Source organism: Amycolatopsis azurea DSM 43854 (genome assembly GCF_001995215.1).
In the GTDB taxonomy this organism is placed as follows: domain Bacteria; phylum Actinomycetota; class Actinomycetes; order Mycobacteriales; family Pseudonocardiaceae; genus Amycolatopsis; species Amycolatopsis azurea.
On record NZ_MUXN01000026.1, the window covers coordinates 96080 to 109606 of the forward strand.

Annotated in this window: 12 protein-coding genes; 8 read left to right on the plus strand and 4 right to left on the minus strand. The window is 69.1% G+C overall.

The annotated features are described in order from the left end of the window. Positions 1-191: 191 nt before the first annotated feature. Positions 192-833: a GOLPH3/VPS74 family protein gene (locus B0293_RS34405; protein ID WP_005162530.1), complete on the plus strand. Its 642-nt coding sequence runs from the start codon at positions 192-194 to the stop codon at positions 831-833. A 137-nt stretch (positions 834-970) separates the two neighbouring features. Further along, the gene (locus B0293_RS34410; protein WP_005162533.1) at positions 971-1822 is read left to right on the plus strand and encodes a chitosanase; all 852 of its coding nucleotides are present in this window, start codon (positions 971-973) and stop codon (positions 1820-1822) included. A gap of 52 nt (positions 1823-1874) precedes the next feature. Here B0293_RS34410 and B0293_RS34415 read toward each other — a convergent pair whose 3' ends face one another. The 3 genes from B0293_RS34415 to B0293_RS34425 are packed head-to-tail and all read right to left on the minus strand — an operon-like array spanning position 1875 to position 4054. Then, entirely contained in the window at positions 1875-2873 is a 999-nt protein-coding gene (locus B0293_RS34415) for a PHP domain-containing protein (RefSeq protein ID WP_005162534.1), read from the minus strand. An 18-nt stretch (positions 2874-2891) separates the two neighbouring features. Further along, positions 2892-3395 (minus strand): metallophosphoesterase family protein, encoded by a 504-nt coding sequence (locus B0293_RS34420; protein ID WP_039919084.1) that lies wholly within the window; start codon positions 3393-3395, stop codon positions 2892-2894. Next, positions 3395-4054, minus strand: coding sequence for a GntR family transcriptional regulator (locus B0293_RS34425; RefSeq protein ID WP_005162551.1), 660 nt, complete (start codon positions 4052-4054; stop codon positions 3395-3397). The genes B0293_RS34420 and B0293_RS34425 overlap by 1 nt, the downstream gene beginning before the upstream one ends. Positions 4055-4088: 34 nt before the next feature. Here B0293_RS34425 and araD point away from each other — a divergent pair, with 34 nt between their 5' ends. From araD to B0293_RS34445, 4 genes are all read left to right on the plus strand, one after another. Continuing rightward, positions 4089-5807: an L-arabinonate dehydratase gene (gene araD, locus B0293_RS34430; protein ID WP_005162553.1), complete on the plus strand. Its 1719-nt coding sequence runs from the start codon at positions 4089-4091 to the stop codon at positions 5805-5807. Between the two features lie 149 nt (positions 5808-5956). Further along, entirely contained in the window at positions 5957-7759 is a 1803-nt protein-coding gene (locus B0293_RS34435) for a VanW family protein (RefSeq protein ID WP_039919111.1), read from the plus strand. 158 nt (positions 7760-7917) lie between these two features. After that, positions 7918-9129, plus strand: coding sequence for an MFS transporter (locus tag B0293_RS34440; protein WP_005162556.1), 1212 nt, complete (start codon positions 7918-7920; stop codon positions 9127-9129). A gap of 140 nt (positions 9130-9269) precedes the next feature. Continuing rightward, positions 9270-10484 (plus strand): GGDEF domain-containing protein, encoded by a 1215-nt coding sequence (locus B0293_RS34445; protein WP_245192017.1) that lies wholly within the window; start codon positions 9270-9272, stop codon positions 10482-10484. 4 nt (positions 10485-10488) lie between these two features. Here the strand turns inward: B0293_RS34445 and B0293_RS34450 are convergent, their stop codons facing one another. Then, positions 10489-11841 (minus strand): TrpB-like pyridoxal phosphate-dependent enzyme, encoded by a 1353-nt coding sequence (locus B0293_RS34450; RefSeq protein ID WP_005162558.1) that lies wholly within the window; start codon positions 11839-11841, stop codon positions 10489-10491. A gap of 76 nt (positions 11842-11917) precedes the next feature. Between B0293_RS34450 and B0293_RS34455 the strand changes: the two genes are divergently transcribed. Together B0293_RS34455 and B0293_RS34460 are read left to right on the plus strand one after the other, a co-directional pair. After that, positions 11918-12802 carry an arginase family protein gene (locus tag B0293_RS34455; protein ID WP_039919112.1) on the plus strand — a complete coding sequence of 295 codons (885 nt, stop codon included), beginning with the start codon at positions 11918-11920 and terminating at the stop codon, positions 12800-12802. After that, entirely contained in the window at positions 12799-13488 is a 690-nt protein-coding gene (locus B0293_RS34460; RefSeq protein WP_005162560.1) for a dienelactone hydrolase family protein, read from the plus strand. Before B0293_RS34455 ends, B0293_RS34460 begins: the two co-directional genes overlap by 4 nt. Positions 13489-13527 lie beyond the last annotated feature (39 nt).

Below are 13527 nucleotides of genomic sequence, written 5' to 3' on the forward strand. Positions count from 1 at the left end.
CCCGGACGTCGGTCTGTCGGCGAACACGGTCGGTTCGCGTTCTTGATCTTGCGAAAGCCATCCCACCCTAGGGCCGGACACCCCGGCGAGATACGTCCGTTCAGGCTAAAAACGGACCTCGGGTCGCAGTGGTACGCGGGCTACCGCTACTTTGGCCGTCCCGCACTACAACGCCGGAGGGCGTGCCATTCATGCGTCGGCTGACATTGGTCGATTCCTTGTTCTTCCTCGCCCACGACGAGTTCACCGGAAAACCCGCGCTGCGCCGCACGGGACTCGGCATCGGAATGGCCGGTGCCGCGCTTTGCGATCTCCTCCTCGCCGAGCGGATCACCGTGGAACGCAAGCGAATCCGGCCGCTGACCCGCCGCGGCCTCGCCCATCCTCCGCTGGATCGGGTGTTCTCGGAAATCCTTCGCGAACGCGAGCCGCACACCGTCCGGGAATGGGTCGACCATCTCCGGCAGGATCTCGGGGAAACGGTCGCGGACAATCTGCTCACCGCGGGGGTGATCAACCGCGAGACCGACCGGGTGCTCATGCGAAAGAATCACCGGTACCCGCCGCGGGATCTGCTGATGTCGACGGCCGCGCGCAGCAAGGCGAGGACGGCCGTCCTCGGCACCGAACGGCCGGACCCGCATTCGGTCTGCCTGGCCCTGCTGGCCTGGACGATCGGCCTCGACGACCTCTGCGAACCGGAACTCGACCGCGCCGGCCTGCGGACCTGGTCGGAGGCCACGCACCGGGAACTCCCGAAGGCGCTCGCCGAGCTGATCTCGGGGGTGGACGCCGTCGGCGCCGCCGTCGTCTACACCGGCGACAGGCGGTGACCCGCCAGTCCTGTCGCGCGAAAATCTTCAACCGTCCGAACCCCTTGCCGGAAACTGTCACCCATGGTTATCGTGTGCCCACGCCGCAGTTACACCTGACAGAAAATGACAATTCTCTGTGGAAAGGGACACCTTTCATGAGTGACACCCTGCGGCCCGCGATGCGTCGTGCTCTCGGCGCGGTTTCCGTCCTCGCTCTCGCCGTTTCCGGCCCGGTCGCGATCTCTTCACTCGCGTCCGCCGAGCCCGCCCCGGCGTCGGCGTCGATCTTCGCTTCCGGTGGCGACCTCGCCTCGCCGGAGAAGAAGGAGATCGCGATGCAGATCGTCTCCAGCGCGGAAAACTCTTCACTGGACTGGAAAGCGCAGTACTCCTACATCGAGGACATCGGCGACGGCCGCGGCTACACCGCCGGCATCATCGGGTTCTGCTCCGGCACCGGCGACATGCTCGACCTCGTCGAGCGCTACACGAACTCGGTCCCGGACAACCCGCTCGCGGAATACCTCCCCGCACTGCGGAAAGTCGACGGCAGCGATTCGCACGAAGGCCTCGGCAGCGGTTTCGAAAACGCGTGGCGGGAGGCCGCCGGACGTTCGGACTTCAAGGAAGCGCAGAACGGCGAGCGTGACCGCGTCTATTTCGACCCGGCGGTGAACCAGGCCAAATCGGACGGACTGGGCGCACTGGGACAATTCATCTACTACGACGCCATCGTGATGCACGGGCCGGGCACCAGCCAGGACAGCTTCGGCGGCATCCGCTCGGCCGCGATCCAGAAGGCGAAGCCGCCGTCCCAGGGCGGTGACGAGAAGGCGTACCTGACGGCGTTCCTCGACGCGCGGCGCGTGGTCATGAAGCAGGAAGAGGCGCACGCGGACACCTCGCGGATCGACACCGCTCAGCTGGTGTGGCTCAACGACGGCAACCTGGACCTGCACACCCCGCTGCGATGGAAGGTCTACGGGGACCCGTACGAGATCAACTGACGCCGGTCCGTGAAGGCCTCCTTGAGGGACCCTGGGTCCCTCAAGGAGGCCTTCACGGACTTGAGGCCAGCAGGTCGTCGGCGGTCCGCGTGTTGATCACCCGGTCCGGCTCGATCCCCAGCTCGGTGGCGCGCACGCAGCCGTAGACCAGCCAGTCCAGCTGCCCCGGCGCGTGCGCGTCGCTGTCGATCGCGAACTCGCAGCCCAGGTCCACGGCCAGGTTCAGCAGCCGCGTCGGCGGATCCCGGCGTTCGGGGCGCGAGTTGATCTCGACGGCGACGCCGTTGTCCCGGCAAGCGGTGAACACCGCCTCCGCGTCGAACTCCGACTCGGGCCGCTTCCCGCGTGCCCCCATGACCAGCCGTCCGGTGCAGTGCCCCAGCACCCGGACCCTCGGATGTTGGACGGCGGCGATCATCCGCGGCGTCATCTCCCTGGCGGGCATCCGCAGCTTCGAGTGCACGCTCGCGACGACGAAGTCCAGCCGCTCCAGCAAGTCTTCCTCTTGGTCCAGCGTGCCGTCGAGGTGGATGTCGACCTCGATGCCGTGCAGGATCCGGAACGGCGCCATCGTCTCGTTCAGTTCCGCGACGACGTCCATCTGCCGTCGCAGCCGCTCCGGCGAGAGACCGTTGGCGACGGTCAGGCGCGGCGAATGATCGGTCAGCACCATCCATTCGTGGCCGAGCGCGCGGGCGGCCTCGGCCATCTCCTCGATCGGGCTCCCGCCGTCGGACCAGTCCGAATGGGTGTGGCAGTCGCCGCGCAGCGCCGCCCGCATCGGACCGCCGTCGGGCAGCTTCGGCTCGCCGAGTTTCTCGAAGTACGCGGGACGACGGCCGGCGAGGACGTCCTCGACGACGGCCGCGGTCGCCTTGCCGATGTTCGGCAACGCGGTCAGCGTGCCCGCCTCGGCGCGTTTACGCAGGTCGTCGGGCTTCACCTTGGCGATCACCGAGGCCGCCTGCCGGAAGGCCCGCACCCGGTAGCTCGGTTCGCCCGCGCGCTCCAGCCGGAACGCGATCTCCCTCAACGCCTGCGCCGGTTCCATGGCTTCCTGTCTACCCCGTCAGCGGCGAAGAGGCAGCTCATGAAGCGCGACGTCGCACAACTCGCCATCACGAATCCCGGCGGTCTGGTACGTGCAGAACGGCTGCCTCCGCCGGTCGGTCGGCGAGCCGGGGTTCAGCAGCCGCAACCCGTTCGGCGTGACCGTGTCCCAAGGGATGTGGCTGTGCCCGAACACGAGGACGTCGGTGTCCGGGAACCGCTCGTCGCAGCGCCGCTCGCGCCCCTGTTTCCCGCCGGTCTCGTGGACGACAGCCAGCCGGACACCGCCGAGTTCCGCCCGCGCGATCTCCGGGAGCCGCGCCCGCAGGTCCGCCCCGTCGTTGTTGCCCCACACCCCGATGAGCCGCTTGCTCCGGGCCTCGAGTTCGTCGAGCAGGGCGACCTCGACCCAGTCGCCGGCGTGGACGACGACGTCCGCCGCGTCTACCTCGCGCCAGACCTGGTCCGGCAGCGCCTTCGCGCGCGGCGGGAGATGCGTGTCGGCGACGATCAGCAGGCGCATCACCGGTCTCCGATGGCTCCGAGGATCCGGTCGAGGAAGTCGCCGATGTGCGTGCGCAGCAGCCCTGCCGCGCCGTCGGCGTCGCCCTTCTTCGCCGCCGCCAGCACCGCCTTGTGCTCGTTCCATTCCTTGCGCCAGCTGGGATTCGCCTCCCAGCCGACCACACTGATCAGCGCGGCGCGGTCCTTGAGGTCGTCCAGCATCGAGACCATCAGCGGATTGCCGCAGCCGCTGTAGAGCGCGCGGTGGAACCGGCGGTTGAGCAGGCTGAGCGAGGCCTGGTCCTTGTCCGAGATCGCCGCCGACGCCTCCTTCAGCGCTTCCGCGGCGTCTTCGAGCAGGTCCGGCGAGCGGCGTTCCACCGACCGGCGCACGGCTTCGGGTTCCAGCACCATGCGGACGTCGTAGACGGACTTCGCCAGCTCCGCGTCCACCACGCACACCGAGGCACCCTTGTACGGGCTGAACGTCACGAGTCCCGAGTTCGACAGCACTTTGAGCGCCTCGCGGACCGGAGTCTTGGACACCCCGAGCCGGGCCGCGAGTTCGGCTTCGACCAGCGGCTGGCCGGGTTCGAGCTCGCGGGTGAGGATGCCGCGGCGGATCTCCTCGAGCACCACTTCGGTGCGGGAAGCGGGCAGGCTGAAGGTCGACGACATGAGCAAATCATATATGAGATGCCATACTCGGGGCATGAAAGCCCCCGAGGATCTCCGCAGCCACCGCTGGTTCGGCGGCGACGAACTGCGCGGCTTCAGCCACCGTGCCCGGAGCAGGCAGCTCGGCTACAACCCGGAGGAACACCTCGGGAAGCCCGTCATCGCGATCCTCAACACCTGGAGCGACATCAACCCCTGCCACATGCATCTGCGCGAACGCGCGGAACAGGTCAAACGCGGGGTGTGGCAGGCGGGCGGATTCCCGCTGGAATTCCCGGTCGCGACGCTGTCGGAGACCTTCCAGAAGCCGACGCCGATGCTCTACCGCAACCTGCTTTCGATGGAGGCGGAAGAGATCCTGCGGTCCTACCCGATCGACGGCGCCGTCCTCATGGGCGGCTGCGACAAGACGACGCCCGCGTTGCTGATGGGCGCGACGAGCGCGGGCCTCCCCGCGATCTTCGTTCCCGCGGGCCCGATGTTGCGCGGTCACTGGCGGAACGAGGTGCTCGGCAGCGGCACCGACATGTGGAAGTACTGGGACGACAAGCGCGCCGGGCTGATCGGCGACGCGGAACTGTCCGAATTGGAGCGTGGGCTCGCCCGCTCCCCCGGGACCTGTATGACGATGGGGACCGCGGCCACGATGATGTCGGTCGCCGAAGTGCTCGGGCTGACCTTGCCCGGCGCGGCGTCGATCCCCGCCGTGGACTCGGCGCACCACCGGATGGCCGCGGCGAGCGGCGCGCGCGTGGTGGACATGGTGTGGGAGGACCTCACCATCACGAAGATCCTCGACAAGCGCGCGTACGCCGACGCGATCACCACCGTGCTGGCGCTCGGCGGCTCCACCAACGCCGTCATCCACCTGATCGCGATGGCCGGTCGCGGGCGGATCCCGTTGTCCGTCGACGATTTCGACACGATCGCGCGCCGGGTCCCGGTACTGGCGAACATCCGGCCCGGCGGGGACTGGCTGATGGAGGACTTCTATTACGCCGGAGGGCTTCCCGGCCTGCTGTCCCGGCTGACCGACCTGCTGCACACCGAACGTGTCACGGTCACCGGCCGCACCCTCGGCGAGACACTGGAAACGGCGCGGGTACACGACGACGACGTCATCCGCCCCCGCGACAACCCGGTCGCCCCGGAAGGCGGAGTCGCTGTGCTGCGCGGAAATCTCGCTCCTTCGGGAGCGGTGATCAAGCACATCGCCGCGGATCCGCGCCTGCTCGTCCACACTGGACCGGCGGTGGTTTTCGACGACTACAAGGACTTGAAGAAGCGCATCAACGACCCCGCGCTCGGCATCACCGAGGATTCCGTCCTCGTGCTGCGCGGATCCGGGCCGCTCGGCGGCCCCGGCATGCCCGAGTACGGGATGCTGCCGCTGCCCGATCACCTGCTGGCCAAGGGGGTCCGGGACATGGTCCGCGTGTCCGACGCCCGGATGAGCGGCACCAGTTACGGCGCGTGCGTGCTGCACGTCGCGCCGGAATCCCACGTGGGCGGGCCGCTCGCGCTGGTCCGCGACGGCGATCCGATCACCTTGGACGTCCCATCGCGACGACTGAGCCTCGACGTCGATGATGCGGAATTGCAACACCGCCGGGCACAGTGGACCACGCCGCCCCCGCGGTACGAACGGGGTTACGGCGCGTTGTACTCCGAACACATCACGCAAGCCGACGAGGGCTGTGACTTCGACTTTCTCGCCAAAGTGGGCGAAAACCCGGAACCTGACGCCCAGTGACCACCCGACGGAGTGACCGGCTCACCCAACCGGGCGAGTTGCAAGCTCACAAAACGCCCCCCGTATCTTGAACGTACGTCCGGAACGTGTGGAAGGCCCGGATGTTCGATCACGACGTCCGGCCTCCCCGGACCGTGGAGGGTGGAGAGTTGCCGCAGGAACCGCGCTGGCCCGAGTCCCACGCTGAGCAGACGGACATTCTCCCGGTCGTCACGCCCGGGTTCGCGGAGTCTGCCACGCCCCAGGAGCCCACGCCACCGAAGCGCCGTCGCAGCTACCGCAAGGCCGCCTTCATCGGCGGCGGCGTGTTCGGGCTGCTGGTCGCCGTGTACGCCCTCGACGTGCTGGTCTCCCAGGGCAGCGTCCCCCGCGGCGTCACCGTCGCCGGGGTCGACGTCGGCGGCATGGACCGCGCCGCGGCCGAGAAGGAGCTCAAGGCCGGCATCGAACCGCGGCTGACCCGGCCGGTGAAGGTCGTCGCGGGCGACGCCCAGGAGTCGCTGGCGCCGACCACGTCGGGCCTGCGGCTCGACTGGCCCGCCACCCTGGACCAGGCGGGCGACCAGCCGCTGAACCCGTTCACGCGGATCGCGTCGTTCTTCAGCACCACCGAGGTCGGCGTCGTCACGCAGACCGACGACGGGAAGCTCACCGGGGCGCTGGAGAACCTGCGCGACAAGGTCGACCGCGACCCGGTCGAGGGCACCGTCCGCTTCGAACAGGCCAAGCCGGTCGCGGTTGAGCCGAAGACCGGGCAGAAGCTCGACGTCGAGGCCGCCAAGAAGACCATCCTCGACCGCTGGGCCACCGGCGAGCCGCTGACGCTCGCGGTCACCCAGACCCCGGTCAAGGTCTCCGCGGAGGCCGTCCACGCCGCCCTCGACCAGGTCGCGAAGCCCGCCGTGGCGGCGCCGATCGTCATCAAGGGCGAGGGCAAGGACGCGATCGTCAAACCCGACGCCATCGCGGCCGCGCTGACCTTCGAACCCGCCGACGGCGGCGTGCTGAACCCGAAGGTGGACAACACCAAGATCATCGAAGCCGCGGGCCCGCAGCTGAAGTCCACCGAAAAGGAGGGCAAGGACGCGCAGATCGTCTTCGAAGGCGGCAAGCCGACCGTCCAGCCCTCCGAGGACGCGAACGTCGTCGACTGGGAGCCGAGCCTCAAGCCGGTGCTCGACGTGCTCAAGCGCGCCGCGCCCCGCGACATGCCGGTGACCTACAAGAAGACCCCGGCCAAGGTGACCACCGAGCAGGCCAACCAGCTCGGCATCAAGGAGGTCGTCAGCGAGTTCAAGACCGGCGGATTCGCCCCGGACTCGGGGACGAACATCCGGGTCGTGGCGCAGAAGGTCAACGGCGCCATCGTGAAGCCGGGCGAGACGTTCAGCCTCAACGGGTTCACCGGGCCGCGCGGCGCGGCGCAGGGTTACGTCGAGGCCGGCGTCATCAAGGACGGCGCGCCCGGCCGCGAGGTCGGCGGCGGGATCTCGCAGTTCGCGACCACGCTGTACAACGCCTCGTACTTCGCCGGTATGAAGGACACCGAGCACAAGGAACACAGCTACTACATCAGCCGCTACCCCGCCGCGCGCGAGGCGACCGTGTTCCAGAACCACAACGGCGGCAGCGTGATCGACCTGAAGTTCACCAACGACAGCGACACCGGCGTCGCGATCCAGACCGTCTGGACGCCGTCGGACATCACGATCCGCCTGTGGGGCACCAAGAAGTACACCGTCGAGTCGGTCCCCGGCGGCCGCACCAACCCGTCCGACCCGCCGACCAAGCCCGGCCCTGCCGAGAACTGCAAGCCCAGCAACGGCGCGCCCGGCTTCACCACTTCGGACACCCGGATCATCAAGGACGCCGCGAGCGGCCGCGAGATCCGGCGTCACACCCGGAACGTCCACTACAACCCGCAGCCGAAGATCACCTGCGGCACGGAGTAACCCGGGAGGCTGAAGGGGGCTTTCCCCTCATTTCACGCGGCGAAGGGCGCTTTCCCTGCATCACATGCGGGGAAAGCGCCCTTCGGCTTCTTTTACCGAAAGCACCCGAAGCGGTACTCTGAGTGTCCACGACCCGATAGGACGGGGGTGGCCACGACATGACCTCCAAGGCGACCTTCCGGCAGATCTTCGCGGTCGGTGAACTGCGGGCGATCTGGTTCGCGGAACTCCAGTCGATCCTCGGCGATCAGGTGGCCAGGGTCGCGCTGTCGGTCCTGGTGTTCCAGCGGACCGGTTCGGCGACCTGGCCCGCGCTGACCTACGCGCTCACCTACCTGCCCGACCTGATCGGCGGGCCGTTGCTCGGCGGCCTGGCCGACCGGTTCCCGCGCCGCGCGGTGATGGTCTGTTCCGACGTCGTCCGGGCGCTCCTGGTCGCGGTGCTCGCCGTCCCCGGCATCCCGTTGCCCGTACTCGCCGCCGTGCTCGTGCTGGTGCAGTTGGCGAACGCGCCGTTCACCGCCGCGCAGGCCGCCGTCCTTCCCTCGGTACTGAGCGGGGACCAGTACGTGCTGGGCCAGTCGCTGCTGAAGATCACCAATCAGGTCGGCCAGCTCGCCGGATTCGCCTTGGGCGGCGCGGTGATCGCCGCGATCGGGCCGGGACGCGGGCTGGCCGTCGACGCGGTGACGTTCGGTGTCTCGGCGATCGTCCTGCGGCTGGGTGTCCGCGCACGGGCCGCTTCCGGAGCCGATGGACCGGCGACGTCGACCCTGCGACGGCTGTCGGCGGGTGCCCGCACGATCTGGCGGGACCGCCGGTTGCGCGCGCTGGTCGGCCTGGCGTGGCTGGCAGGTTTCGTGATCGTGCCGGAAGGTCTCGCCGTGCCCTACGCCGCGGAGATCGGCGGCGGGGCGGCGACGGCGGGACTGCTGCTCGCCGCGCATCCGGCGGGGATCGTGCTCGGCGTGTTCGTGCTGGGCCGCCTGGTACGGCCCGAAATCCGGCTGCGGATGGTCGGGATGCTCGCGCTCGGCGCGATCGTGCCGCTCGCGGCGTTCTGGTTCCGGCCGTCGCTCCCCTACGCCGCCGGACTGCTCGTGCTGTCCGGGATGTGCGCGGCCTACCAGGTCACCGCGAGCACCACGTTCATGCGGTTGGTCCCCGACACCGAACGAGGCCAGGCCTTCGGCCTCGCCGGGTCGGGACTCATCGCCGTGCAGGGAATCGGGCTGATCGCCGGCGGCCTGCTCGTCGGCGTGCTCGGTTCACCCGCGACGACGGTCTCGGTCATCGCATTGGCCGGTCTCGTAGTGGCTGTTCCGGCCACCCGGGCTTGGCGCCACGTGGCCCCTCTGCACCCCCTTTAGACCGGAACCCGGTACTCACCAGTTCTGCCCGCGCATAGGGCTCACCCCCTCCGCTTACCCGTTCCGGTCACGCGTGGTGCACCCACGCCTACCCATACAGCGTAGTGACACCTAGTATCCAACCGATTACGTTCGTCACCGTGGCGCTAACGAATTGGGCGCTGTGGCGGCTACCCCACCGCGGTTTGATCGGCTTCGTCCTCCTGGTGGACGTCGCGGCGATCACCGGATCCGCCTGGTCTTTTCTCCGGATCCCGTTCACTCAGGGCGATGCCCTCCCGTTCGCGATCCTGATCACCAGCGCAGTGCTGTACACCGAGTTGTCGCGGCCGGTGGAGCGGGTGCGGGAACGGTTCGCGGGCACGCCGCACATCTCGCTCGACAGCGTCTGGACCTTCGCCGCCGTATTGCTGGTGCACCCCGGACTCGCCGCGCTGGTCATCACCGTGTCGTTCTTCTACCGCTGGTTCCGCGGGCAGCCGAACCCGTTGTTCCGGCGGACGTTCTCCATGTCGGCGACCGTGCTCTCGGGCTTCGCGGCCGCCGCCTTCCTCTCCCGGTACGCGGCCCCGTTCGACGAACTCCCCCGTGACGTCACCTCCTTCGGGTACGTGGTCGCGGCGGGCGGGGTGTTCATGCTGGTCAACACCGCGCTGATGACGGTCGCGGTGTACTACGGCACGCCGCACGACAGGCTGCGCGACGCGCTGGCGAAGCCGTTCGAGTACGCGCTCGAAGCGGCGACGATCGCGCTCGGCGTGATCGTCGCGTGGGCGCTGCGGGACTGGCCGGTGGTGCTGCTGCTGGTCGTCGGGATCACGCTGGTGCTGCACCGCGGGGTGCTGCTGCGGCAACTGAAACGGCAGGCGCGCAGCGACGCCAAGACCGGGCTGCTCAACGCCAAGGCGTGGCGTGAGGCCGCGGCCGACGAACTCGACCGCGGGCGGCGCGCGGGACGGCACACCAGCCTGCTGATGGTCGACGTCGACCGGTTCAAGCTGATCAACGACCGGCACGGGCATCTGGTCGGTGACCGGTACCTGGCGGCGATCGCGGAAACGCTGCGCACCGAGGTGCGCGGCACGGATCTGGTCGGGCGGTTCGGCGGGGAGGAGTTCGTGGTCCTGCTGCCCGGCACGTCCGCCGTGCACGCCCACGCGATCGCGGAACGGATCCGGTCAAGCGTGGCCTCCCGGGCCGGTGACCTGCCGGAGCACGTCACGGTGTCGATCGGGCTGGCCGACCGGCCCGGTGTCGCCGACCTCGACGCGGTGATCGCCGTCGCGGACCGCGCGCTTTACGAGGCGAAGAACACCGGGCGGAACCGGACCTCGGGCTACCAGGTGACCGGCTGACCCCTCACGGGAGCCCGGCCAAGGACTTCGCGAGGGTCTCGTCCGGCAGCGCGTGGTCGGAGATGTCGCCCGCCAGGTACGCGCCGTACGCCGGAAGGTCGAGGTGCGCGTGCCCGCACAGCGCGGTCAAGATCACCTTCTCCTCACCGGTTTCCTTGCACCGCAAGGCTTCCTGAATACACGCGGCGAGCGCGTGCGTCGGCTCGGGCGCGGGGATGATCCCCTCCGTACGAGCGAACTGCACACCAGCGGCGAAGCAGTCCTCCTGTCCGATGGCGAGCGCTTCGATCAGGCCGAGCTCGTAGATGTGCGAAATCAGCGGTGACATCCCGTGGTAGCGCAGGCCACCGGCGTGAATGGGGTCGGGGATGAAGTCGTGACCGAGGGTGTGCATCTTCAGCAACGGCGTCAGCCCGGCGGTGTCACCGAAGTCGTACGCGTACTTCCCGCGGGTGAGCGTCGGGCAGGCGGCCGGTTCGACGGCGCGGATCACCGGGTCCATCCGTCCGGCGAGTTTCTCGCGCAGGAACGGGAAGGCGAGGCCGCCGAAGTTGGAGCCGCCGCCGGTGCAGCCGACGAGGACGTCCGGAGTGTCCCCGGCCAGCTCGAACTGCTTGAGCGCCTCTTCGCCGATGATGGTCTGGTGCAACAGCACGTGGTTGAGCACGCTGCCGAGCGCGTAGCGGGTGTTCTCCGCCTGCGCCGCCTGCTCGACGGCCTCGCTGATCGCGATACCGAGGCTCCCGGTCGAGCCCGGGTCGGCGGCCAGGATCGCGCGGCCGGACTCGGTCAGCTCGGACGGGCTCGGGTGCACCGTCGCGCCGAAGGTCTCCATCATCAGCTTGCGGTACGGCTTCTGGTCGTAGGAGGCGCGGACCTGCCACACCTCGCACTCGAGCCCGAAGGTGGCGCAGGCGAACGCGAGCGCGCTCCCCCACTGCCCGGCGCCGGTCTCCGTCGTCAGCCTCGTGACACCCTCGGCCGCGTTGTAGAACGCCTGCGGCACGGCGGTGTTGGGCTTGTGCGAGCCGACCGGGCTGACGCCCTCGTACTTGTAGTAGATCCGGGCGGGCGTGCCGAGCGCCTTCTCCAGCCGTCGCGCGCGGAACAGCGGCGACGGACGCCAGAGCCGGTAGACGTCCAGGACCTCTTCGGGGATGTCGACGTAGCGTTCGGTGGTGACCTCTTGGGCGATGAGCGCCTGCGGGAACAGCGGCGCGAGATCGTCCGGGCCGATCGGCTCGCGGGTGCCGGGATGCAGTGGCGGCGGTGGTGGCTCCGGCAGATCCGGGACGACGTTGTACCACCTGGCCGGCATGTCCGCTTCGTCGAGGATGAACTTCGTGCGCTCCGCCATTGAGCCTCCTCCGTCCGTCCCTTCAACCTAAAGGGACGGACGGCGCGGCACCAGGGACGACTACTACGGTGTGGTGATGGGGAATCTCGTACTGCTCGACGCACCGTCCAACCTCGGCCTGCGGCCGCCCGCCGAGGGAGTGGTCCCGGGCTGTTACAAGGCGCCGGGAGCGCTGCGTGACCACGGCCTGCTCACCCGATTGGGCGCGACCGACGGCGGCGTCGTCACTCCGCCGCGGTATCTGCCCGCGTGGTCGCCCGACAGCGGCGTCCGGAACGCGGACGGCATCGCGACCTACACGGTCGCCCTCGCCGGGCGTCTCGCGAAGATCCGCGCGGACGGCGGCTTCCCGGTCGTGCTCGGCGGCGACTGCTCGATCGCGCTCGCCGCGATGCTGACTCTGCGTCGCGAAGGGCGCTTCGGCATCGTCTACTTCGACGGGCACGACGACTTCCGGCACCTCGGCAATTCCGACCACGTCGCCAACGTCGGCGGTGAAGCCCTCGCCGTCGTGACCGGCCGCGGCGCCCCGGAACTGGCCGATGTGGACGGGCTTTCGCCGTACGTCCGCGACGAAGACGTCCTCGTGCTGGGTGTGCGCGCGGAGGAGTCCATCGAGGTGCGGGAAGCCGGGCTTCGCGTCGTGACGAGCCAGGAGATCATGGCGTCCGGCACCGACGGCGCGCTCGCCGCCGCCCGTGAGATCTTCACGCCGCTGGACGGTTTCTGGATCCACATCGACATCGACACCCTCGACCCGGAGTTCGTGTCCGCTGTGGACAGTCCCGATCCCGGCGGGCTCAGCCCGGACAGGCTCGTCGAGCTGCTGCGCGGTCTCGTCGCGATCCCTGGCGCGGCCGGGCTGGAACTGACCATCTTCGATCCCGACCTCGACCCCGACGGCACGCAGGCCGCCCTGGTGGCGGACTGTCTCGTGCGCGCGCTGGAAGGAACCCGATGACCCAGGTGACCGTCGCCGACGGCTCGTTCGACGCCCCGCTCTGGCTGCCCGAATCCGGCTCCGGCCCGGGTCTGGTGCTGATCCAGGAGATCTTCGGCCTCGACGACTACCTCAAGTCCGTCGCCGCCGACCTCGCGAAGCTCGGCTACGTCGTCGCCGTGCCCGAACTGTTCTGGCGGATCGCCCCCGGCTGGTCGGCCACTCACGACGAAGCCGGGATCTCGGCGTCGATGGAAGTCGCCGGCCAACTCGACCCGGAACGCGCCGTCTCCGACGTCCTCGCGACTCTGGCGATGCTGCGCGCGCTGCCCGGAACCGATGGCCGCGCGGGCGTTTTCGGCTTCTGCCTCGGCGGCTCGATGACCTACGCCGCGGCCGCCGAGGGCGATCCGGACGTCGCCGTCTCCTACTACGGGTCGACCGTGCCGGGGCAACTTCCGTTGCTGGACAAGATCACCTGCCCGATCCAGTTCCAGTTCGGCGAGGCCGATCCGTACATCCCCATCGAAGGCGTGCGGAAGCTCGCCGACGCGGTCGCTTCTCATGAAGGCGCGGAGATCCACATCCACGAGGGCGCGGGGCACGCGTTCCACAACCACGTGGCGCCGATGTTCCACCAGCCCGAGCCCGCCGCGGCGGCCTGGGAGCTGACGCTGGACTTCCTGCGGCGGGTCTATCCGATCTGAGCCCTTTCCGATATTGACAAGTGGTTCCCTCGGCCTAGG

Bases quoted from the DNA above. Each gene is read 5' to 3' on its own strand.
- B0293_RS34460 (WP_005162560.1), top strand. From the start codon at position 12,799: ATGACCCAGGTGACCGTCGCCGACGGCTCGTTCGACGCCCCGCTCTGG.
- B0293_RS34425 (WP_005162551.1), bottom strand. From the start codon at position 4,054: ATGTCGTCGACCTTCAGCCTGCCCGCTTCCCGCACCGAAGTGGTGCTC.
- B0293_RS34405 (WP_005162530.1), top strand. From the start codon at position 192: ATGCGTCGGCTGACATTGGTCGATTCCTTGTTCTTCCTCGCCCACGAC.
- araD (WP_005162553.1), top strand. From the start codon at position 4,089: ATGAAAGCCCCCGAGGATCTCCGCAGCCACCGCTGGTTCGGCGGCGAC.
- B0293_RS34415 (WP_005162534.1), bottom strand. From the start codon at position 2,873: ATGGAACCGGCGCAGGCGTTGAGGGAGATCGCGTTCCGGCTGGAGCGC.
- B0293_RS34450 (WP_005162558.1), bottom strand. From the start codon at position 11,841: ATGGCGGAGCGCACGAAGTTCATCCTCGACGAAGCGGACATGCCGGCC.
- B0293_RS34440 (WP_005162556.1), top strand. From the start codon at position 7,918: ATGACCTCCAAGGCGACCTTCCGGCAGATCTTCGCGGTCGGTGAACTG.
- B0293_RS34455 (WP_039919112.1), top strand. From the start codon at position 11,918: ATGGGGAATCTCGTACTGCTCGACGCACCGTCCAACCTCGGCCTGCGG.
- B0293_RS34420 (WP_039919084.1), bottom strand. From the start codon at position 3,395: ATGCGCCTGCTGATCGTCGCCGACACGCATCTCCCGCCGCGCGCGAAG.
- B0293_RS34410 (WP_005162533.1), top strand. From the start codon at position 971: ATGAGTGACACCCTGCGGCCCGCGATGCGTCGTGCTCTCGGCGCGGTT.